Origin of the sequence: Chryseobacterium cucumeris (genome assembly GCF_001593385.1) — a bacterium.
Taxonomy (GTDB): domain Bacteria; phylum Bacteroidota; class Bacteroidia; order Flavobacteriales; family Weeksellaceae; genus Chryseobacterium; species Chryseobacterium cucumeris.
Genome location: NZ_LUVZ01000004.1, coordinates 47549 through 71146, shown reverse-complemented (window position 1 = coordinate 71146; position 23598 = coordinate 47549). Strand labels below are relative to the sequence as shown.

Here is a 23598-nt window from a genome sequence, read left to right as displayed (position 1 = left end):
AATAGGAGCGGGCTTTAGCCTGCTCTTTTTATTTTAGATCTCCCACATTGGCTTCAGCCAAAACCTATTCTTAATTCTCATAGATGTAGGAGATTACGCAGATTTTTAAACCCGCTCATCCGCTCAATCTTCGAGAATATCTTACCTTTTCGCTTTATTCCCCATGTAAAAAGTAAGTTTTCCTCCATTCATAATCTCAGAATGTTTTAATGTAAAGTTTTTAATCTCTTTTCCATTCAAAAGAACTTTCTGAACATACACATTTTCCGGACCTTGATTGATCGCTTCAATTTCAAAAGTTTTTCCATTTTCCAGATTCAGTACAGCGTGATCAATCGCCGGGCTTCCGATAGAATAGTTCTCTGATCCAGGAGCTACAGGATAAAAACCTAATGAACTTAAAATATACCATGCACTCATTTGCCCGGCATCATCATTTCCGCCCAGCCCGTCTGGTGTTGCTTTGTATTGCATTTCAAGAATACGGCGGATTTGTGCCTGTGCTTTCCATGGCTGTCCGGCCCAGTTATAAAAATAGGCAACATGGTGAGCAGGTTCGTTTCCGTGAACATATCCACCGATAATTCCTTCCCTTGTAATATCTTCAGTGTCTGCAAAGAATTCATCAGGTAAATGCATGGTGAACAGTTCGTCCAGTTTGGATGCAAATTTCTTCTTTCCACCCATCATCGTAATCAGTTCATCAGGATTTTGCGGGACAAAGAAACTGTAGTTCCACGAGTTACCTTCAATAAAACCTTGCCCATGAGTACTTAGCACATCAAAATCTTTCTTAAAGCTTCCATCTGCCAGACGTGGACGCATAAACCCGATGGTTTTGTCAAAATTATTTTTCCAGTTTTCAGATCGTTTGATAAACTGATTATAAATTTCTGTTTTGTTTAAATACTTTGCCAGTTGAGCAATCGCCCAGTCATCATAGGCATATTCTAATGTATTGGAAACTGAAGTTCCGTTCTTTTCAGCAGGAATATATCCAAGATCAATGTATTGTCCGATGCCTTCATAATTTCTTTTATTAGCAGTTTCTATGCAAGCTTTCAATGCTTCTTCAGGATCACCTTTATAATTTCCCTTAATAATGGCATCAGCTACTACACTTACACTGTGGTATCCGCTCATACACCAGTTGTCATTAGCATAATGTGACCAGATGGGCAGCATTTTCATTGAAAACTGACTATAATGAGCCATCATAGATTTTACCATGTCACCATTCCGTTTAGGCTGAATGATATTAAAGAAAGGATGAAGCGTGCGGTAAGTATCCCACAGAGAGAAGGTTGTATAATTGGTAAAGCCATCTGCTTTATGAACATTCTGATCCAGCCCTTTATATTCTCCATTGACGTCCATATAAGTGGTAGGATTAATAAAGGTATGATACATTGCTGTATAGAAGTTGGTTTTTTCCGTATCAGAACCTTTGATGACAATTTTATTTAATTCCTTATTCCAATTGTCCTGGGCTTGAGTTTTAGCCTGATCGAAGGTTATATTTCCGGCTTCTTTTTCGAGGTTTTCCAAAGCATTGATCTGGCTTACAGGAGAAATGGCCAGTTTTACTTCAATCGCTTCATTTTCATTGGTATCAAAATCAAAATACATTTTCAGGTTCTTTCCTGCAATCTCCGGGAAATTCTGATTTTGGTCGAATTTTCTCCAGAATCCTCTGTAAACCTGCTTTTCATCATAGTTTTGCTGACCGTAAGCTTTAAAAGGTTTTGAAAACTTCATGGCGAAATAAACGGTTCTGGTCCTTGCCCAGCCATTGGTCTGCCGATAACCTGTGATGGTATTTCCGTTTTCTACCCGAACGTATGTCCATACATTTTTCCCGTCATAATTATAAATACCAGCCATCAGATCAAGAATAATATGAGCCTGGTCAGATTTCGGGAAAGTATAGCGATGAATTCCTACTCTTGGTGTGGCAGTCAGTTCTGCAAGGATATTGTGATCATCCAGTTTTACTTTATAATATCCGGCTTCTGCTGTTTCGTTCTGGTGTGAAAATCTGCTTCTGTAGCCACTTTCCGGATGGGAAGCTGTTCCCGGATTCAACTGAAGTTTTCCTATGGTAGGCATCACCAGAAAATCTCCCAGATCAGAATGTCCTGTTCCGCTGAAATGGGTAGAACTGAAACCTACAATGGTTTTATCTTCATAACGGTAGCCGGCGCAGTATTTATAAACCTCACCATTATATTTTCCATTGAGTTCATAGGAAATGGTGTCTGTTTCAGGGCTTAACTGTACGGCACCAAAAGGAACGGTGGCTCCCGGATACGTATGTCCCATCTTTTCAGTTCCGATCAGAGGATTGACATATTGTATTAATTTTTCAAATTTTTGGGCATAAAAGTTTGCACTTAAAAATGCTAGAGAAAGAAAAACAATAGACTTTCGATTTTTCATTAATGACAATTTTTCAAAGTTTAAAATTAATTAAAATCATCATTTTCTGTTGTGTTTTAAATTAGTTTGAATGCTATTTACTCTTTTTCAGAAAAACGGAAACCTATTCCGTGGAGGTTTTCTATTAAAACGTTTTGCTCTTCAGCCAGTACTTTTCTTAATCGGGAAATAAATACATCAAGGCTTCGTCCCATGAAATAATCATCATCACCCCAGATGGCCTTCAGGATTTCCTGTCTTTTGACCACCAGATTTTTATGGCGGATAAAATATAAAAGAAGATCAGACTCTCTTTGGGTAAGGGTAATATTGTTTTCCGCACCTTTCAGGGTGTAATTTTTTGGATCAAAATCATATTTGCCCACTTTATATTGTAGAGGGGAAGTATCCGATTTCTTAGTGCGTTTCAGAAAAACTTCAATTTTCAACATCAGTTCTTCAATACTGAACGGTTTTACCAGATAATCATCAGCTCCAATTTTAAGCCCTTTAATTCTATCTTCTTTTAATGCTTTTGCAGAGATAAAAATAATCGGAACCTCAGCATTTTTACTGCGGATTCGCTGTGCCACCTCAAATCCGTTCATGCCAGGCATCATAATATCCAGAAGGCAGATATCAAAATCCTGGCTGTTAAATGCTTCCAACGCAGATTCTCCATCAGAATAACAGCTGATATCATAATAACTTTCCAAACTGTCTTCCACCAGAAAAGCTATTGTTTTGTCATCTTCGGCATATAAAATTTTAGATTTCTCCATACTTACACAAGATTAATTTGAAAACGGGAAGAAGAGCGTTGTAGTAATTCCTTTATCTTCATTATTTTCTACAAAAATTTTCCAGTGATGCTGCTGAACTACTTTTTTTACATAAAATAATCCAAGACCAAAACCATTCACTTCTTCACTTCTTTTGGTATGTACCCGATAAAATTTTTCAAAAATATGAGGAATATTTTTAGCGGGAATTCCCATTCCGTTGTCTTTAAACTTTAAATATAATCCTTTTGAATCTTTGTGAGCTGAAATTTTAATGACAGGTTTTATTTCACAATACTTAATGGAGTTATCCAACAGGTTATAAATGATGTTGGTAAAGTGAAATTCATCTGCCATTACCGAAGTACTGTTTTCAATATTGATTTCGATGCTGAGATCTTTATTTTTGTGCTGTATATTATCTGCAATCTCTTGAATAAAAGGTTGTAACAGGATTTTTTGAGGTTTTAATGATAGTCCGGCTGCATCGTTCTTCGCAATATTCAAAATTTTCTCAATGTGGCTATTGAGCTTGTGGCTTTGATTGATGATAATGGATGTATAGGTCTGCAGTTTGGAATTATCCTGTACCAGTTCCTGTTTATTAAGCGCTTCTGATGCTAACAGGATGGAGGATAAAGGTGTTTTAAACTCATGAGTCATATTATTGATAAAATCACGCTGCAGTTCCGAGAACTTCTTCTGCTGAATAATGGTATAGATAGAATATACATATACCAGAAGTATGATAATAAGAGCAAATGTAAGCAGATACCAGAACCGTAATGAACTGATCAGGTAAGTAGTTTTGTCCGGGAAGCGTATGGAAAAGTAATAGATCAGATTTTTATGCTTCGGAAAATTGATCACCTTGCTGCCGGGACTTTCCTGATGAGAGGTCATGTATTTTCCATAGATCATTTTATCGCTGTGGCAATTGTATAATGCATACACGTAATCTGTATTGATCTGGAAGCGGGTAAACTCTGTTTTCAGATAATATTCAAGCACAACAGGGTGAAATTCATTGTTGATATTAACCACATAATAGTCATTGGCAATATTCTGTACAGGATTTTCGGTGTAGGATGTCTTTCCTCCTGAGAGTTTTTCTGCGACTTCCATTAAGGCAATATTGACCTTTTGGTTAAACTTTTTATCTTCAAGATTATAAGCCTGTATCGTCCACATCAATTGTGCTATTAAAATTCCGATAATAGCAACGAATCCAAGCGTTATAATAATATTGAGTCTTTTTATTTTCATTTCCTGAAACAATATTATCCAAAAATATCTATTTATCTTTTATTATTAACAACTCGTTAACAAATGTTAGATAACGGTTAACAAGTTGTAATCACAGTCTGCTTTACATTTGCTATATCGAAAGAAAATAATTAGTTTCAAATATTAAAATTTATACTCATGAAAAAACTAAAAATTACAGCTCTTTTGGCAGTGTTGGCATTCTCTCCTTTTTATGCTAATGTACTTACTGCAGACGCTCCATCCATTGTGAAAATGGTAGCAGATGCTATTAAATGGAAATCAGAATCTATCGATGTAGGAAATATTCCTCAGGGAAAACCGAAATTGATCAGATTTGAATTTACGAATACAAGTTCAAAACCAATCATTATCCAGAATGTAGCTCCTTCTTGCGGATGTACCACTGCGGATTATACAAAAACACCTATTCAGCCAGGGAAAAAAGGATTTGTAGAAGCCAGCTATAACGCAGCAGCGGTAGGACCATTTATGAAGACTGTAAACGTTACTACTAGTGACAGCAAAACTCCTAAGACACTTTCTTTCAAAGGAGTGGTAGCTTCTTAATATATTGTTTTAACAAATGAAAAAATAGCCGGGTAATTATTATCAGGCTATTTTTTTTTAAAATGGTTGATCTATATTTAAGAATAATATAAGGAACAATTATTTGTAGCATTATTTATCAACCCATTTTAAAGGATTGCATTTCAATATTTAGTATTTTTAAGAAAAAATATTTTATGAGTCTATATACACAACCTATGCTGCGCGAAGGTGCACTAAAAGATAAAGTAGCGATTGTAACAGGAGGCGGAAGCGGCCTTGGAAAAGCAATGACCAAATACTTTCTTGAACTGGGTGCCAAAGTAGTGATTACTTCCAGAAACCTGGAAAAATTACAGGGAACAGCCAAGGAACTGGAAGAGGAAACAGGAGGGAAAGTGCTTTGTGTAGCTTGTGATGTAAGAAACTGGGATGAGGTGGAAGCCATGAAAGAAGCAACTCTGAAAGAATTCGGAAAGATTGATATTTTATTGAATAATGCTGCGGGAAACTTTATCTCTCCCACAGAAAAACTGACTCACTCTGCGTTTGACTCTATCCTTGATATTGTTTTAAAAGGAACAAAAAACTGTACCCTTTCAGTAGGAAAACACTGGATCGATTCTAAAACTCCGGGAACAGTACTGAATATCGTAACTACTTATGCATGGACAGGTTCTGCCTATGTAGTGCCATCAGCCTGTGCAAAAGCAGGAGTTCTGGCGATGACCAGATCACTGGCTGTAGAATGGGCAAAATATGGAATCCGTTTCAATGCCATTGCACCAGGACCTTTCCCAACCAAAGGAGCTTGGGACAGACTTCTTCCGGGAGATCTGCAGGAGAAATTTGATATGAAGAAAAAAGTTCCGTTGAGAAGAGTGGGGGAACATCAGGAGCTTGCAAACCTTGCGGCTTATCTGGTTTCCGATTATTCAGCGTATATGAATGGGGAAGTGGTAACCATTGATGGTGGAGAATGGCTTCAGGGAGCTGGAGAATTTAATATGCTTGAGGCGATTCCTCGTGAAATGTGGGATGCTTTGGAAGCCATGATTAAAGCAAAAAAGTCAAATTAAATTAAACTTATATTAAAAAAGTTCCCGGATATGTAACAAATCCGGGATTTTTTTTTACCTATACACTAAATAATACTTTTTCAAATGAAATTTAAACTTCCAACCCTTGTTTCGACGCTTGCAGTTGTCCTCTTTTCAGGATCTGCATATGCACAGCAGACTCCGAAATATGATTATGTAGAAGCATTTAAGCCGTTCTTTTATCCGCAGACAGGTACAGCTACCCGTTCTGCAAGCGGACAGCCGGGACATGCTTACTGGCAGAATTCAGCAGATTATCATTTGAACGTCAGCCTGAATGAAGATAAAAAAGAAATTACTGGTACAGCGCAGATTACCTATACCAACAACAGTCCTGATAAATTAGGTTTTCTCTGGCTGCAGCTGGATCAGAATCTGTTTGCAAAAGATTCCAGAGGAAATGGTGTAGTGCCGCTATCCGGGAGCAGAAACGGAGCTCATGGTGAAGAATTTAACGGTGGATATACCATTAAATCAGTTAAACTGGATGGTAAGAAAGATGTAAAATACACCATTACCGATACAAGGATGCAGATTGATCTTCCCAAAGAGCTGAAAGCCAATGGAGGTGTGGCAAAGATAGAAATAGAATATTCTTTTATTTCTCCTGAGTATGGTTCAGACAGAATGGGAGTTCAGGATACTAAAAACGGTAAAATATTTACCATCGCACAGTGGTATCCGAGAATGTGCGTATATGATGATGTCATGGGATGGAATACGCTTCCTTACCTTGGTGCTTCGGAGTTTTATCTGGAATATGGAAATATCACAGCCAATATTACCGTTCCGGCTAATCATTATGTCGTAGCATCCGGAGAACTTCTGAATGAGAAAGAAGTGTACAGCAAAGAAGAAATCAACAGATGGAATGAGGCAAGAAACAGTGATAAAACGGTAATGATCCGCCCTGAGTCTGAAATCGGTAAAAATAAAACTTCAGGAACAAAGACCTGGAAATTTAAAATTAATCAGACAAGAGATTTTGCATGGGCATCATCTGCGGGATTTATTTTAGATGCTGCAAAAATCAATTTACCCAGTGGAAAGAAATCTTTAGCTATTTCTGCTTATCCAGTAGAAAGTGCCGGTGATAAAGCGTGGGGAAGATCTACAGAGTATACTAAAGCGGCCATAGAGCATTATTCAAAAAAGTGGTATGAATATACCTATCCGGCTGCCACCAATGTAACAGGAAACGAAGGTGGAATGGAATATCCGGGAATTGTTTTCTGTCATATGGATTCCAAAGGAGAAGATCTTTGGGGGGTTACAGACCATGAGTTCGGACACAACTGGTTTCCTATGATCGTTGGATCTAATGAAAGACTTTTTGCATGGATGGATGAAGGGTTCAATACATTCATTAACGGGCTTTCAACGGAAGCTTTCAATAAAGGAGAATATTACCGTAAACCGAATCTAGCAAGATCAGGAACGTATCTGCTAACCGACAGCCTGGAGCCTGTAATGGTAGGTCCGGATAATATGAAAGAAAGAAGTATCGGAGCATTGGCTTACTATAAGCCGGGAACAGGATTGGAAGTTTTAAGAGAAGCAATTCTGGGACCTGAAAAGTTTGACAAAGCATTCAGAACCTATATTGACCGTTGGGCATTCAAACATCCGACGCCATGGGATTTCTTCCATACGATGGAAAACGTTTCCGGAGAAGAACTGAACTGGTTCTGGAGAGGATGGTTCTTTAATAAATGGAAAATTGATCAGGCGGTTAAGAACGTACAATATGTAAACGGAAACTTTAAAAACGGCGTTCAGATTACGGTTGAAAATATTGGACAGTTGCCAATGCCTACAACCGTACAAATCAAATTCAAAGACGGAACAACACAGATGGTAAAAATTCCTGTTGAAGTTTGGAAAAGAAATACTGAATGGACATTCAAGGTAGAATCCAGCAAGGAAATTGATGAGGTGAAACTGGATCCGAATTCTGTTGTTCCGGATGTCAATCTGGAAAATAATAGTAGAAGACCTGCATAGTTCATATAAGATAAAATTGTGCAGTATAAAAGCCTGAACTTACAACAGTAAGTTCAGGCTTTTTATTTTTAGGGTGTTTTTCCGGGATAAGTAGAGGGGTTTCCCTACAATGTTTTGGTAGTCAGTGATATAATTTTGTCCCACAATATTAATCAAAACAAAAAACATGGAAACATTAAAATCAGTGCTTGAAGCAAGTCACGCCAAAAAAACAAAAAATGAGTTAATCGACCTTTTATCGGGAGTAGAAAAAGTACTGACTCCGGCAGTCTATGAAAAAGTGTCAGGAATTGAAACCTCAGAACTGAGTTCATTGACGAATAAAGAATTATTAGCCATCGTAGACGAGTTCAAAAAGAATTATGATGAAAAGTGGGAAAAATCTTTTTCCGGTGCCTCTTCTGAGATCATGAAACTGATTGCCGGTAGAATGGCTGCCGATGAGGAGATCTTCAGAACTTCAGATGCTGCCAATGCAGATTTTGCAGCAGAATTGGGAAGCATCGACTTTGCGACTATTATTGGCGGACCTTTGGATGCTTGTGTAAAAGCACAGTCTAATGCCTCTATTGCCACCGTTAATTTTATCAATGAAGTCGGGTTTGAGCTTACAGATCCAGCCAATGCTGCCAGCCCTAAAAAACTGAGAATGGCAGAATTCAAGTACAAAAAAAATATTCCGAATCCCGATTTTAAAGAAGATGAGCCGGTAAGTGCTAGTAACCCAAAAACGATTCCGAACGACGTGGAAATTTCAGTGCCTTTTATTGCATTGCTGAATGTTCCGAGCTTCAGAATTGAGACCTGTGAAGTAGACTTTAATGTTAAACTTAATTCTACATACACAAAAGACGTAAGTGATGAATTCGGGATCAATGCCGGAGTATCCGGTGGATGGGGACCTGTGAAATTCAAAGTGGACGTATCCTATAAGAGAACTTCCAGTACAGGAATCAAAGTGGAAAAAGAATATTCTCTTGGGGTAAAAGTGCGTGCCACCAATGACGAAATGCCTGCAGGGCTTGAAAAAGTGCTTGGACTTCTTTCACAATAAAAGATTTTACGAAAGATGATAAAACTATCAGATTACCTGGATTATCTCAATAACGAGATAATTCAGGCTCGTAAAAAAGCAGATGAGAATGCCGTTCTTATTGCCAAAGAATATGCCCGACATGAATATCTTAAGTATTTTAAGGTTCCGCGCTATGCTCTGCCTAGTGTAAAGATGGATATTCCGATTAAAATCACTGATATCGATTCGGATTCCAAATATAATTTTAAACTGAATGAAGATCAGTTTGTAACAGAAATAAATGAAAGAATCCGTCTGGTGAATAAGGAGAAGAAATTTAATATTCCTGAAATAAATAAAAGACAGATTCAAACTGAAGAGTTTAAAACCCTGTTCAGTAAACTGGAAAAAAATGATCAGAAATTCGGGCAGCTCCCAGCCAATGAAGTGCTCAAACTGGATCTCAGAAATAAAATGCAGCTTCTTAATTCCGGAATATTTAGACCTCAGGAAGGAACAGAAGAAGAAACTGATGAACTGAAAGAAATTTTTTCAAAAGTTCTGCTGAATAAATATACGCTGGTGAATGCAAAGCTGAACAGCATTTACATAGATCCCAATACAAGCGCAGCAGAAGATAAAGATAAACTATTCATCAATCTTCATGTGGAAATGGAGGAGGAAGGAATCAGAATTGTGTCTTACAAAGATAAAGACGGCAACGAAATAGAACAGATAACTTTTGAGTAATGCAGGAACTTATTCACTTTACGGTACAGAAAATCAAAGAACTGCTGGAACAGTTCAATGAAGTTCAGGCTTTATACCTGTCAAAATCATTTGACTTTGATGCCCGGTTCGATGCTTTTCTCAACGAGGTTCTGGAGTATTTCCGTACCAAAGGAAACACCAGTCATGAATCTGAAGTGCTGAAGGTAATGAATATGATTTCTACCGTTAAAAGAGGCTTTAATCCTATTAAAATGGAAAAAATAATAACGGGAAGAAGAGAAATGCTCGCAGGATTCTCATTTAACGGGATGGAAAGTATTTATGATATTCTCATGGAAATATATGCCAGGGAAAACAAAAAACTTGAGGATGCGGAAGAACTTATTTCAGGAATCATTGTCTCATTATATCAGAATGGAATTCTGGACGATGAAAAGCTGAAAGATATGAATTCCGTTCCTAAAATTGAACGTTTCTGGACTTCACTGGCTGAACAGAATACAGCGATATCCGGGATTAATAAGAAACTCAGACTGACCATTATTCCGGAGGATATCTTTCTTATTCTCGAAAAGATATTTCTGAAATTAATTTAAAAAAGATCATTATGGAAACCGGAAGATATATTGTTCTGCTGCAGAACCAGCAGAAAAATGCACTTAAAAAAATTGAAAAAGAGCTGGAAGTGAGTATCACCTCTTCAGAATTGCTGTCTAAAGAAAACCGTTCTTTTGAAATCATTAATAAGGACAATGGCGTACTTTACAAAAATCTTGGGGTTTTGGTGGTGGAAAATATGGATGAAGATCAATTGAAAAGTGCTGTGAAAGATGAATCCAATTCTATTGTATACTACGAAAAAGAAAGAGAGTTTTTTCCTGCAGATGAATTGCAATTGATTAATGAGCTTAAAAAGCAGTCGGCTGGGCTTGCAGAAAAAATTTCAGAACTTGAAAAATATATCACAAATAAACCTTTGCCTCAAAAATCATTCATTGAAATGGAATGGGGATTAAAAGCAATCGGACTGGAAAATGCAAATTATACAGGAAAAGGAATTGATATCTGTATTCTTGATACCGGCCTTGAAACGTCCCATCCCGATTTTTCCGCTGAAGAAATTGAAGGGAAATCTTTCATAGATGGTGAAGACTGGAACAGAGATCCGAATGGTCACGGTACACACTGCGCAGGTGTAGCTACAGGAAATACAAGAAGTGATACCGGAAGACGTTACGGAATAGCTAAGGATTGCAACCTGAAAATAGCAAAAGTACTCGCAGATAATGGAAGAGGAACTACCAGCAGTGTCATTGATGCGATAGACTGGGCCATTTCGAAGAATTTCAGAATATTGTCTCTTTCACTAGCTTCTCCGGTGAAGTTTGATGATCAGCCGTCTGTTCTTTTTGAAACCATTGGAGAAAGAGCACTGGAAAATAACTGCCTTATTATCGCAGCGGCTGGAAATGACAGCAACAGACCGCAGATTCCACAACCTGTTTCAATGCCGGCCAATTCAAAATCAATTATGGCCGTAGGAGCTATTGACGCTCAGATGAAGATTGCAAGATTTTCAAATGCAGGCCTCAACCCGTCTACAGGAGGAAGTATCAATGTCTGTGCTCCCGGAGTCGATATTATCAGTTCGTATCCTAAAAATGCAAAAAATAAAAGTAATTTGTACTACAGCATGAGCGGTACAAGTATGGCTGCACCACATGTTTCCGGACTTGCCGCTTTGTATATGGAACAGTTTCCTAACAAATCAGCAAAAGAGATCTGGGAACTGATTGAAAACAAAGCAAGACCTATTGAAGGTATAAAATACAGAGATATTGGAAACGGTTTAATACAGATATACTTATGATCACTTATCTCGCAGTTTTAAAGAAAGATATAAATTTAAAAAAGCTTGAAGTTTTCCTCAAAAATAAAGGCATAAAACTGGCTGCTCACTACAAAACCATTGGTGTTGTAAAGCTAGAAAGTAACATTTCCATTTTGGAGTCTGAATTTCAGGAGTATTTTATATCTATAGAAGAAGAAAAAGATAATTTAACAATATAATCACATCAATAAGGCTTTTCTGTCACAGAGAAGTTTTATTTTTGTCTCTTAATGATAAAATAACATATGAATTTCAGATTTTCAATGGTGTTTCTGATGTTTTTTGCATTGGGATTTTCACAGGACCTTACCGTAATGAGTTTTAATATCAGACTGAATGTAGAGTCGGATAAAGACAATGCCTGGCCAAAAAGAAAGCAGGACGTTGCCGATTTACTGACGTATTATTATCCTGATTATTTCGGAGTACAGGAAGCGCTTCCGGAACAGATGAAAGATATTAAATCAGGATTAAAAAACTATGATTATATAGGAGTAGGAAGAGATGACGGCAAAGAAAAAGGAGAATTTTCCGCTATCTTTTATGACACAAACAAACTAGAAATTGTAAAATCCGGGACGTTCTGGTTATCTGAAACTCCGGAAAAACCGTCAAAAGGCTGGGATGCGGCACTGAACAGGATCTGTACTTACGCCATATTTAAAGATAAAAAATCGAAGAAAGAATTCCTGGCCATGAATCTTCATTTTGATCATGTAGGAAATGTGGCAAGAGTAAAATCTTCCGAATTGATTCTGAAAAAGATCAAAGAACTGAATCCAAAAAATCTTCCGGTAACGCTGAGCGGAGATTTTAACCTTACAGATGATTCAGAACCGATTAAAATCCTTTCCCAGAATATGAAAGATACTTTCTATCATTCAGAGACGAAGCATTACGGCCCGGTAGGAACTTTCACAGGCTTCAATGTGAATGAAGTTCCAAAAGACAGAATAGATTATATTTTTACACAAGGCTTTAAAATAAGATCTCACCGACACATCAATGACAGAAGAGAAAATCTTTTGTATCCTTCAGACCATTTTCCGGTGATTGTGAATCTTTCTCTATAAAAATCAATTGGTTGGAAAATCAATTTCAAATCCAATTCCTCTCAGGGATTGGATTTTTATTTGGGGATCATGGATGAAATATTTACGAAGTCTGCTGATAAACACATCCAGGCTTCTTCCGGTAAAATAATCATTGGTTTCCCAGAGATTATCCAGGATATTATCTCTGGTGATGATCGTCCGGTTATGCTTCAGAAGATATAATAAAAGTTCCTGTTCCCGTATAGTCAACCGATTATTTCCGTTAGGATGTGACAACAGAAGTTTGGTGGTGTCCAGTGAAAACTCTCCGATTTTTATCTGACTTTCTATCACGGCGGGAAGTGTTCTTTTCAGAATATTTTTAATTCGTAAAACAAGTTCTTCAGGGTCGCAAGGCTTGGAAATATAATCGTCGGCACCTATTTTCAATCCGGTCAATCGGTCTATTTTTTGATTTTTAGCCGTTAAAAATAATAAAGGGAAATTACTTCTTTCCTTAATGATCATTTTCGCCAGTGAGAAGCCATCGATATTGGGCATCATCACATCCAGAATTCCTATCTGAAAGGGAAAATCAGCCTGAACCAATGGTACGATATCTTCCGGATTCTGAAACCAGCTGACTTCAAAATCTTCCAATTCAAGATACTGCTTAAGAATCATTCCGAAATCCGGATCATCTTCTGCCAGAAGGATTTTAGTTTTCATAAGGAATTAATATTTTAAAAGTACTGCCTGTATGAAGATGGCTGGAAACTTCTATTTTTCCACCATAGTTTGTAATGATTTTTTTTACGAAATAGAGGCCCAGACCAAGACCTTTGCTATTGTGAATATTGTTATTCTGTATTCTGTAAAATTTTTCGAAAATATTATTCAGCTCTTTTGTTTCCATGCCCTGACCGTTGTCGGAAACTTCAAATTCTAATTGTTGAGAAACGTTTCGCACATGTATTGTAATAACCGATGCTCCATATTTTACACTGTTTTCACAAAGGTTTTTAATGACCGTTTCCATTAAGTTTTTATCAAAAGGAAGCTCTTGTGAAACTGTATTTTCAAGCTTAAAATCTGTAGTTGAATAAGTAACGGAAAGATCCTGAATAAAAAAGTTCCAGTCTTCAGGTTGTATGGCGGTCATATCATCAGGAATTTCATCTTTATGAAGCTGAAACATTAGGCTTTCAAGACGTGAAATCTGTCTGTCAATAAGAGGAAGCGTTTCAGGATTCCATTCTTTTTTTAATGCTTTCGAAGCTATTTTTAAAGTAGCGATAGGCGTTTTAAACTCATGTGAAATGTTATCCACAATGTTGTGGAGAACTTCCACCTGCTTCTGCTGCTGAATAAGATTTCTTATCGTGAAAATATAAAGCAGAAGAACTCCTGAAAGAAGAATAATGCAACAAATGATCAATAAGGTAAGCTCTTTGAAAACAATGCTTTTTATATTTCTGATTTCAAAATCGGTCTGGGTTTTCACAAGAAAAGTATTCTTTTTTTCAACTTGCCCTGTTTCCGTATCATCTCTTTTAGTGGTTGAGGTTTCCCAGCTTCCGTTACTGGCAATGCGTGGATTTTTTAGTTTATCCTGCGTTTCAAAAATGACAATAGGTTCGGTAATCACTTTTGAGCTGTCCGGTAGATGAACAATGGAAAGATACCGTATTCTTGCAGAGATTTCGTAACCGTCTTTTTGGTAGCGGCTGTCGATATAATGAATCAGCCTTTCTCTGGCAGATTTTCTGTTTTCTATGAAATAGCGGAGAAAATCTTTTTTGCTGATCTCCTTATTATGATACTGTATAATGATTTCCTGAAGAGAATCATCATTTCTTTCTTTAGCCTCCTGAATGTCCTCAAGATTATCTGTGTAATTGGTAAGCCCATCATTCACAGATCTGTAGATGTCCCTCTCTTTTACCTGATAGGTTTTATACATAAAATAAACCTGAATTCCCAGTAAAAGCAGGAATAGAGCGGCAAAAACCGGGATGAGAATTTTACTCTTGGCTATCATTAAAACAAAGATAAAACTTTAGCCATTTTCAGGAAATGATTATTTTATTATTAACCTTCCATTAACCATAGTTTTGAATCTTCCAAAATAAAGATTTATCCTTCTGTCTGAATCTGGATGTTTTGAAACCAGAAAAGACATTAACCCATCATTAACCTTCTGTTAACCGTATTTTTTCCAGTCAAATTGGAATTTTGTCCCCATAGAACAGAACAGCAGTTTTTGTTGGAAAGGATAAAAAAATAACCATGTATAAAATTCTTTTTCTTTTGTGTTTTCCCATTTTGATTCTTGCCCAGAAACAAAAAGCTGGAGGAACAGTGGTGAATACTGAAAACGAAAAGCTCTCATCTGTAAAAGTGAAAGTGTATAATACTCAGGATAAATTAATTAAAGAATTAGAAACGGATGACAATGGGAAATTTGTACTGGAGGATATTGCAGAGGAATATATAAAGCTGGTCATTAAAAATCAGGGATATTCTTTATTTGAGAAAAAAGTGGATTTAACAGAGTCTGAACCTCTGAACATTGTTCTTAAAAAAGAATCTCAGGAAATAGAAGGAGTAGTCATGACGAAACGTAAACCTTTGGTGAAAAGAAAGGTAGACCGTCTTGAATTTAATGTGGAAAACAGTAATATTTCCTCACTCAATGCCTGGGAAATTCTAAAAAATACACCCAGTGTTACCATTAACAACAGTGTATTGAGTGTAAAGGGAAGTACCGGAATTCTGGTGACGATTAATGATAAAAAAGTAATGCTGACAGGGGATGAGCTTAAAAATCTTCTGGAAAATACACAGGGAGATGAAGTGAAATCTGTAGAAGTGATTACCAATCCGCCTGCCAAATATGAAGCTTCAGGAAGCGCAGTACTGAATATCGTTCTGAAAAAGAATAAAATTGAAGGCTACCGTGGTATTCTTTCATCCAAATATGTGCAGACACAATATGCGAAAGGTGTATTTGGTCTCTCTCAATATTATAAAAAAGATAAACTTTCCTTAATGGGAAGCTATTATAAAGGGCTGGGAACGTACTACCGGGAAGGAACAGATTATGTAAACTATCCGGAAAGCCAAACCCGATGGGTAAGTACGATGAACAGGAAGGATAAAAACAATAACCAGAATACCCTGAATTTTAATGCGGAATATGAACTGGACAGTTTAACCAATCTAAGCCTCAACTACTCAGGGTATTTTTCTCCAAAGTCCTTCGGAACTTATAATGTTCCTACATTGATCTATAACCAGCAGGATATAGTGGAATCTGATTATACAACAATCAATGATCACCGTTCCCGTTCCATCAATAACTCGGTAAGTTTTCAGATAGATCGCAAGCTGAATAAGAAAAGCAGTCTTTCATGGATCAATTATTTTACCGGAAATAATGTGGATAAATACCAAAATGTTATTACATACTTAAACTTTGCAGGACAGCCACCGAAAGAAGATAATTTCCTCACTGAGAATAAAGCGGATGTTCAGCTGTATTCTACCCAATTCGATTATCAGTGGAAAGATGATAAGTTTGAACTTGAATCCGGTACAAAATATAGTTTTGTAAAGACAAGCAGTCAGCTTGATTTCTCAGATAATGAGAACGGAGCATTACAATACAGGCCGGAAAAAAGCAGTGTTTTTGATTATAAAGAACACAATTTTGCCCTATATTCTTCGTTAGCCTACAATGTCGGGAAATGGAGCTTCAAAGGTGGACTTCGTGCGGAAATGACAAATCTTGAAGGGGTGGTTTCAGAACCTCATGAATTGAATAAAAGTAACTATTGGAAATTCTTTCCCACTTTTTATGCACAATATACCACAGAAAACAAACAGGAATTTGGGTTCTCCTATGGGAAAAGAATCAGCAGACCTTCCTATTCATGGTTGAATCCTGCAAAATCTTATTATAATCTTTTTTCCTATTATCAGGGAGATCCAAAATTAAAAGCTACAATTACTCATAATCTCAATCTTACTTATTCCTGGAAAGACTGGAATCTGGATTTGTATTACAGAAAAGAAATATATCCTTCCATGGAAATCTCCTATCAGGAACCAAGTACTAACAGTTTGATTTATTATTTTACCAATATTGAGAAAGGAGAAGCTTTTGGAGTAAGCTTGTACAAAAATTTCCAGGTGAAATCCTGGTGGAATATTATCCTTTCTGAAAATCTTGAGCATAATGAAAATTATTTCAAAGGAATTGATGGAATGTTGTATAAAAATAAAGTCTGGAACTGGGTATCTAACATCTCAACAAGCTTTACGCTGGATAAAAGCAGCGACTGGAAAATGGAAATGGGACACCGTTACTATTCTCCAGGCATACAGGGAACTTTCAGAATATCTTCTTTATGGTCAGCCTATTTTGTAATGAATAGAAAATTCTTTAGTAAAAAACTGGAAGCCAGCCTTATTTTTAGCGATATTTTCAGATCTACAGAGCAGAAAGTCAGTACAAAATATGCAAATCAGGATAATTATTTTCTTGATTATATCGATACTCAGGGAGTAACATTTTCATTGAAATTCAACTTTGGAAATCAATCGGTTAAAAATGCAAAAACAATTAAGAAGACCGCTGAACAGGATCGATTGTAGAATATTTTAATGTAAAAGTTTATTACAGTGAAATATTATCGCGAAAGAATAATCGTCTGATGGTACATTTTCGCTATTTTTGATGCTTATCTTTAAAAAGATTGCTATGAAGAAAATTTTTTCCGGAATGCTGATTGCAGTTTGTTTACTGCAATTGTCAGCTCAGGAATTGTATATGCCGAGGAATATCAAAAAAGCGTACGAGAGAGGAACACGTGATATCTCCGGAGCGCCAGGAAAAAACTACTGGCAGAATAAAGGAGTGTATAATGTAGAGGTGAAAGTAGATGCTGCTACAAAAATAGTTTCCGGAAAAGAAACTATTGTTTATACCAACAACAGCCCGGATAATCTGAATGAACTGGCTATACGATTTGTGAATAACCTTCACAAACCACAGTCGCCAAGATCAGGATTTGTATCCAAAGATTTCCTTTCATCCGGACTGAAAATTAAATCCTTTACTGTAAACAACATAAAATATGAGATCAACAGTGATGACTGGAGTACTGTTGAAAAAGTACAATTAAAATCTGCTTTAAAATCTAAATCAAAAGCTGAGGTTAAAATAGAGTGGGAATATCCATTGTCAGTTCAGAGTGGAAGAGAAGGGCAGATTGATCCTGAAACATTCTATGTGGCATACTCTTTTCCAAGAATTTCCGTGTATGATGATTATAATGGATGGGATATGCTTCAGCACTCAGACAGACAGGAATTTTACAATGATTTCAATGATTACAGTTTTGCCATCACTGCACCAAAAAATTATGTAGTTTGGGCAACCGGAGATTTTCTGAACCCGGAAGCTGTTCTTCAGCCGGAATATTTAAAAAGGTATAAAGCTTCCCTGAAAAGTGATAAGCTGATGCATATTGCCACAGAGCAGGAAATGAAGTCCGGAAAAGTAACCAAGCAGAACAAGTGGAATATCTGGAAATTTAAAGCAAATCATATTACAGATTTCTGTTTTGCAATGAGTAACCATTATGTGTGGGATGCTGCCAGTGTTGAGTTAAAAACAAAAAGAGCCAGCGTTCAGGCAGGATATAAAAACGGAGCGAAAGATTTTGAACATTATGTAGACTGGATGCGCTATAATCTGGATTGGTTTTCAAAAAACTGGCCGGGTGTAGAATATCCTTACAATGTAATGACGGCTATTCAGGGATATGCAGATATGGAATATCCTATGATGATTAATGATACCAGTATTCCTGATGATCTTAATGATGCCAGGTTGACGGCAGATCATGAAATTGCCCATACTTATTTCCCTTTCTATATGGGAATCAATGAAACAAGATATGCATTTATGGATGAAGGCTGGGCAACCACGCTGGAATATCTTATAGGAATTGATGAAAAAGGTGAGGCTGCAGCTAAAGAATTTTATAAAAACTTCCGTGTTAAAAAATGGATCAATGATCCTTCTGCTGAGCAGGATCAACCAGTGATCACGATGAGTACGCAGGTAAGTGGCGCCGGATACGGAAACAACTCTTATGTAAAATCATCATTGTCTTATCTGGCTTTGAAAGATTATTTGGGAGATGAACTCTTCAAAAAAGCATTGCACCATTATATGGACAACTGGAAGGGAAAACATCCTGTTCCATGGGATTATTTTAATTCTATGAATACAGGATCAGGAAAAAATCTGAACTGGTTCTTCCAGAATTGGTTTTATACCAATAATTATATTGACTTAAAAGTAACAGGAGCATCACAGATGAATGACATGCTTACCATAAACGTTGCAAATGTAGGAGGTTTTGCCATTCCGTTTGATGCTATATTGTCTTATGATAATGGAACTACGGAGAAAATTCATTTTTCTCCTTCAGTTTGGGAAAAAGATCAGAAACTGACTGATCTGGTGATTCCTATTAAAAAGAAAGTAAAATCTGTACAGCTGGATGGAGATATCTTTATGGATTATACTCCGGATGATAATCGTAAAAAGTTATAAAAAAAAGCCTTCAGAATACGAAGGTTTTTTTTGTTTTTAGAAATAGGCAGTTAATCTTAAGCCTAATGTAATATAACTGATTTTTTCTTTAGCAATCAGGTTGTTCAGTTCCTGATCCAGTTCTTCACTTTCCTTGATCTCATCGCTGAAGGAATATTGAATTGTGGAGTTGATCTTATTATAATCTGTATAGAAAGTAAGGCCTAATCCCGGATTGAACTTGTAGGTCATGGAAGCCCCTGTATTCCAGCGGAAAGCCGGTCTGGGTTTGTATCTGGCGATCTGAAGTTCGTTGTTGGGAGCATCAATATCGTTTCCTTTTAAAAATACTTTTCCACTTGCTGTTGCAGCATATCCTCCGGTTACCTTTAAAGTAAGCTGCCATTTTTTTGATAGTTCATGAGAAAAATAAGGTCCGATGCCTGCAGAAAGAAATCCCATAGATTGTGTTTTGATTTCGTGATTGCCAAAATCCTGTTCGTCATCAAATGTTATTCTTTGGGATTTAATAGGGAAGCTGCTGAAGGATACATCGGCACCCACACCCCATTTTTTTGAAAAGAAGTAAGCACCTTCCAGTCCTCCCTCGAAACCAATTTGTTTTTTATCATCCAGTTCAGATTCCTTCAGGAAATTGGTGGTTCCTAAAGCAGTTCCCATTTTCAGTGCAAGAAAAGACGGGTAATCATTTCCCTGTATTCTTGATAAGATGCTTAAATTATCTCCTTTGTTCTTATAAATTTTATCAATAAAGAAATATCCCAGTTCTGTTGATATAATCCCGATACCCGCACCAGCCAGAATATCCGGAACCCAGTGTCTGTTATTTAAATTTCGTCCAAGTCCTGTAAGAGTTGCAGAACCATAGCCCGCAATACTGTAGGCTGGATTTACCAAACCATATTCTTTATGCAGAAAACTGGCATTGGTAAAAGCCATTGCCGCATGTCCTGATGGAAAAGAGTTGTTTTTGGATCCATCCGGACGTTCTACTTTTGTTGTGTATTTAATGGAATTAACTAAAATGGCCATGATGGCTAAACTTGTACCATAAGATAAAGTTGCTCTTCCTATATTGTTACGCCCCTTTATACCTGCTAGTTTCAACCCGTAAACAGCTACAGCAGGAGCATATTGCAGATAATCATCATATTTCACTTTGAAGTTGGGAAGATAGCGGTTTCTTACTTCACGTATATTTTCTTTTTCTCCCCATGTTGCAGCAGCAGCAGTAAAAAGAATAGCTGGAGCTACAGATTTTTTTACCCATTCTTTTTGAAAAAAAGGAGTTTTCTCCTGAATAGAATATCCTGAATTGATAATTGCCAGATCTTCTTTGAGATTTCTGGATGGGATGGTATCCAGCAGTGTTTTAATTTTGATCGTATCCTGAGCTTTAATAAAGTATAAATGCAATAGTATTCCTGATGCTAATGCTATTTTTTTCATCTTAGTGGTGTTGAAATTTAAATCGCATAAAAATATAAAAAAAATCTATCTCAAAAATTGAGATAGACTATTTTAATATTTTTATAATTTTCTAATCGAGGTTGTTGGTTATCTTAATCCAGCTCTTGGCCCTGATGCGGATACTACAGCCTGCATTCTTGTTTTTTGATTCGCAGAGAACATATACATAGATTTGTCATCCACATAATCCATATAGTTCATGAACATCTGAGAACGGCTTACCCCTCCGCAAACTCTGTTTAGAGGATAGGTCGGATTTCCATAGTTAGGACCAGGAGAGGTAGGAGTGTCATTAGAGTAATCTGTCTGACAACCCGCATCGGATGATCCCCAAAGGTGAGGAAGATTTAGATAGTGTCCTACTTCATGCGTTACTGTTCTTCCTAAATTGAATGGAGCAGATGCACCTGTTTTTCCGATATACTGATATCCAATTACAAGACCATCATACCATTGCCCGGCATTTTCAGGATAATAAGCGTAGCCTAGAGTTCCAGGTTGGTTGTTTTCGTCAAGAATTGAATTAACAACCCAAATATTCATGTTTTTATTTACATCAGTAGCATCAATACCTCCAGTGCTGGCTTTTTTCATTTGTTCCAGATCAGATCTCCAACCTGTCTTCGTGCTCTGCTTACGGTTGGTAGCTACTAATTTGAAACGGATTTTTACATCACCTGCTGCTGAAGGTTGGAATGCAGAAGGAATTTTCGTGATATCAGAATTAGTAGCACCATAATCGGCATTAAGGACTGCAATTTGTTCTGCAATTCTTGCATCGGAAACATTTTGAGCAGAAGTGTTGTAAATTACGTTAAAAACAACAGGGATCTCAACAGTTCCGTCTGCAAGAACTTTTCCCACTTTAAGATTTTCTGCAAATTTTTCAGTACTGAATTCAATATCAGCCATTTTTTGTTTTAATGCAGGGTTTTTCAGAAGCATTGCCTGTCTGATTTCTTCTGATGGACAACCTCTTTTAAGAGCACTCGGAACAATGTTTTCCTGATCCGGAGAAGTCTCATTTTGGTTGGTTAAGCTGTCGTTGTTGCATGCCGACATAAGGCCCAGAATCAGGGCTCCAAATAAGAATTTTTTCATATCGTTATAATATAATTTGGTTGAGGGCGTGAAATTATATCATTTGAAATTAATATGCAAATTATTTTCGCAAATATTTAACAAATAAACAAGCTTTGATTGATTTATTTGAATTAAAATTAATTGAATTATTAATGTATTGAATTTTAGTTAAAATCTATTGTTTATTTTATATTTCACATTCAAGTGTATTTTAATGGTAAATAATTTTATCGTTTTTATGTTTTTTGTAGAATGTTTTTTATAATAAATCCGGCTGATACAGGTTTTAAAAACAAGAAACCATTGATTTTAGTATTTTTCATTTGAGGACGGATAGAAAAAAATCTGTCTCAAACTTGAGACAGATTTTAAATATGCAAAAAGATTTTATTTTTAATACACTCTTAAGCCGGATCTTGCTCCAGAAGAAGCTACTACAGATTGCATTCTTGTTTTTTGTCCTGCAGAGAACATAAACATAGCTGCGTCATCCACATAATCCATGTAGTTCATAAACATTACAGATCTTTGTACACCGCTACAGGTATTGTATAGCGGGTAAGAAGGTTTTCCATAATTAGCAGTAGTTTGTGTAGGTGTATCACTTACCTGGTCGTTTCCACAATTGGCATCACCCCAGATATGTCTTAAGTTCAGATAGTGACCTACTTCATGTGTTGCAGTTCTTCCCAGGTTGAAAGGAGAAGAAGCTCCGGTTTTTCCAAAATATGGAGCGGCTATTACAACACCATCATTCCATAAACCTGCAGATTCAGGGAAAGTGGCATATCCGAGAATAGTGCGTCCCTGGCTGGTCATTTTGCCCACAACCCATAAGTTTAAATAATTGGTAGGGTTAGTAGCATCAATTCCTCCTTTAGAGGCTTTTTTCATATCATCATTAGTTGCCCAGCTTGTTTTTGAAGTGGATTTTCTAACGGTGTTTACCAGTCTGAATTTTACTTTTGTATCACCAGAACTTACGGGTTGGAATTCGGTTGGAATTTTATTAATATCACTGTTCGTACCCGCATAGTCTGCGTTCAATACTGCAATTTGCTCTGCAATTCTTGCATCAGAAACGTTTTCAGCTGTAGTTTTGTAGATAACATTCACGACAACAGGGATTTCTACAGTACCATCAGCAAGAACTTTTCCGAATTTCACATCATTGGCGAATTTTTCTGTATTGCTTTCTAATGCCGCAAATCTTTGTTGAAGTTCAGGGCTTTTTTTCAATGCTTCCTGTCTGATCTCCTCAGAAGCACAGCCTCTTTGAGCTAAACCTGCAAGAGTTGCAGCTTCGTCGGTTTTGTTTTCATTTTGATTGGTAATGCTGTCATTGTTACATGCAGCCATTACAGTGAGCATAAAAGCTCCAAATAATAGTTTTTTCATATCAAAATCATTTAGGTTGAGAATGTGAAATTATATTATTTAAAATTAATATGCAAATGATTTTCTATTTTATTTGTGATTTTGTTAAATATTGTTGAGTGTTGTTGGTTTTAATTTAATGTTTTTTGAAATGTATTGAATTTTAATTAATTTGAAATAGTATACTAATATGATCTTAGTTTTAATTATTTTATAAGAATACTTTTCGTTTAAATTTGCTTTTGA

The 23598-nt window shown here is 36.6% G+C and carries 19 protein-coding genes; 11 read left to right on the top strand and 8 right to left on the bottom strand.

The window, feature by feature from the left end:
* Positions 1-141 precede the first annotated feature (141 nt).
* From A1704_RS07990 to A1704_RS07980, 3 genes are all read right to left on the bottom strand, one after another.
* Complete coding sequence (locus A1704_RS07990; protein WP_082798735.1) at positions 142-2439, bottom strand: GH92 family glycosyl hydrolase; 2298 nt, start codon at positions 2437-2439, stop codon at positions 142-144.
* A gap of 77 nt (positions 2440-2516) precedes the next feature.
* Positions 2517-3200, bottom strand: a complete 684-nt coding sequence (locus A1704_RS07985) for a response regulator transcription factor (RefSeq protein WP_062672255.1) — start codon at positions 3198-3200, stop codon at positions 2517-2519.
* A 12-nt stretch (positions 3201-3212) separates the two neighbouring features.
* Entirely contained in the window at positions 3213-4466 is a 1254-nt protein-coding gene (locus tag A1704_RS07980) for a sensor histidine kinase (protein WP_062672253.1), read from the bottom strand.
* A gap of 159 nt (positions 4467-4625) precedes the next feature.
* Here A1704_RS07980 and A1704_RS07975 point away from each other — a divergent pair, with 159 nt between their 5' ends.
* The 9 genes from A1704_RS07975 to A1704_RS07935 all read left to right on the top strand — a co-directional run bounded on the left by A1704_RS07975 (position 4626) and on the right by A1704_RS07935 (position 12830).
* Entirely contained in the window at positions 4626-5036 is a 411-nt protein-coding gene (locus tag A1704_RS07975) for a DUF1573 domain-containing protein (protein ID WP_062672251.1), read from the top strand.
* A 176-nt stretch (positions 5037-5212) separates the two neighbouring features.
* Complete coding sequence (locus A1704_RS07970; protein ID WP_062672250.1) at positions 5213-6094, top strand: SDR family oxidoreductase; 882 nt, start codon at positions 5213-5215, stop codon at positions 6092-6094.
* An 84-nt stretch (positions 6095-6178) separates the two neighbouring features.
* A complete protein-coding gene (locus A1704_RS07965) occupies positions 6179-8119 on the top strand; it encodes a M1 family metallopeptidase (RefSeq protein ID WP_062672249.1) in 1941 nt (646 codons plus the stop codon).
* Between the two features lie 166 nt (positions 8120-8285).
* Complete coding sequence (locus A1704_RS07960; protein ID WP_062672248.1) at positions 8286-9173, top strand: DUF2589 domain-containing protein; 888 nt, start codon at positions 8286-8288, stop codon at positions 9171-9173.
* 15 nt (positions 9174-9188) lie between these two features.
* Entirely contained in the window at positions 9189-9884 is a 696-nt protein-coding gene (locus A1704_RS07955) for a hypothetical protein (RefSeq protein WP_062672247.1), read from the top strand.
* The gene (locus A1704_RS07950; RefSeq protein WP_062672246.1) at positions 9884-10462 is read left to right on the top strand and encodes a hypothetical protein; all 579 of its coding nucleotides are present in this window, start codon (positions 9884-9886) and stop codon (positions 10460-10462) included. The genes A1704_RS07955 and A1704_RS07950 overlap by 1 nt, the downstream gene beginning before the upstream one ends.
* Positions 10463-10473: 11 nt before the next feature.
* On the top strand, positions 10474-11736 hold the full coding sequence (locus A1704_RS07945; protein WP_062672244.1) for a S8 family peptidase: 1263 nt from the start codon (positions 10474-10476) through the stop codon (positions 11734-11736).
* The gene (locus A1704_RS07940) at positions 11733-11936 is read left to right on the top strand and encodes a hypothetical protein (RefSeq protein ID WP_062672242.1); all 204 of its coding nucleotides are present in this window, start codon (positions 11733-11735) and stop codon (positions 11934-11936) included. Before A1704_RS07945 ends, A1704_RS07940 begins: the two co-directional genes overlap by 4 nt.
* Before the next feature lie 66 nt (positions 11937-12002).
* A complete protein-coding gene (locus A1704_RS07935) occupies positions 12003-12830 on the top strand; it encodes an endonuclease/exonuclease/phosphatase family protein (protein WP_062672240.1) in 828 nt (275 codons plus the stop codon).
* A gap of 3 nt (positions 12831-12833) precedes the next feature.
* On the opposite strand, the gene A1704_RS07930 is transcribed toward A1704_RS07935, so the two are convergent.
* Both A1704_RS07930 and A1704_RS07925 read right to left on the bottom strand, forming a co-directional pair.
* Entirely contained in the window at positions 12834-13520 is a 687-nt protein-coding gene (locus A1704_RS07930) for a response regulator transcription factor (RefSeq protein WP_062672238.1), read from the bottom strand.
* Positions 13510-14832 carry a sensor histidine kinase gene (locus tag A1704_RS07925; protein ID WP_062672236.1) on the bottom strand — a complete coding sequence of 441 codons (1323 nt, stop codon included), beginning with the start codon at positions 14830-14832 and terminating at the stop codon, positions 13510-13512. The genes A1704_RS07930 and A1704_RS07925 overlap by 11 nt, the downstream gene beginning before the upstream one ends.
* Before the next feature lie 248 nt (positions 14833-15080).
* Between A1704_RS07925 and A1704_RS07920 the strand changes: the two genes are divergently transcribed.
* Together A1704_RS07920 and A1704_RS07915 are read left to right on the top strand one after the other, a co-directional pair.
* A complete protein-coding gene (locus A1704_RS07920; protein WP_062672234.1) occupies positions 15081-17450 on the top strand; it encodes an outer membrane beta-barrel family protein in 2370 nt (789 codons plus the stop codon).
* Between the two features lie 106 nt (positions 17451-17556).
* Positions 17557-19422, top strand: coding sequence for a M1 family metallopeptidase (locus tag A1704_RS07915; protein ID WP_062672306.1), 1866 nt, complete (start codon positions 17557-17559; stop codon positions 19420-19422).
* Between the two features lie 36 nt (positions 19423-19458).
* On the opposite strand, the gene A1704_RS07910 is transcribed toward A1704_RS07915, so the two are convergent.
* From A1704_RS07910 to A1704_RS07900, 3 genes are all read right to left on the bottom strand, one after another.
* Complete coding sequence (locus tag A1704_RS07910; RefSeq protein WP_062672232.1) at positions 19459-20871, bottom strand: phosphatase PAP2 family protein; 1413 nt, start codon at positions 20869-20871, stop codon at positions 19459-19461.
* Between the two features lie 108 nt (positions 20872-20979).
* The gene (locus A1704_RS07905) at positions 20980-21993 is read right to left on the bottom strand and encodes a zinc metalloprotease (RefSeq protein ID WP_062672230.1); all 1014 of its coding nucleotides are present in this window, start codon (positions 21991-21993) and stop codon (positions 20980-20982) included.
* A 375-nt stretch (positions 21994-22368) separates the two neighbouring features.
* Entirely contained in the window at positions 22369-23373 is a 1005-nt protein-coding gene (locus A1704_RS07900) for a zinc metalloprotease (protein WP_062672228.1), read from the bottom strand.
* Positions 23374-23598 lie beyond the last annotated feature (225 nt).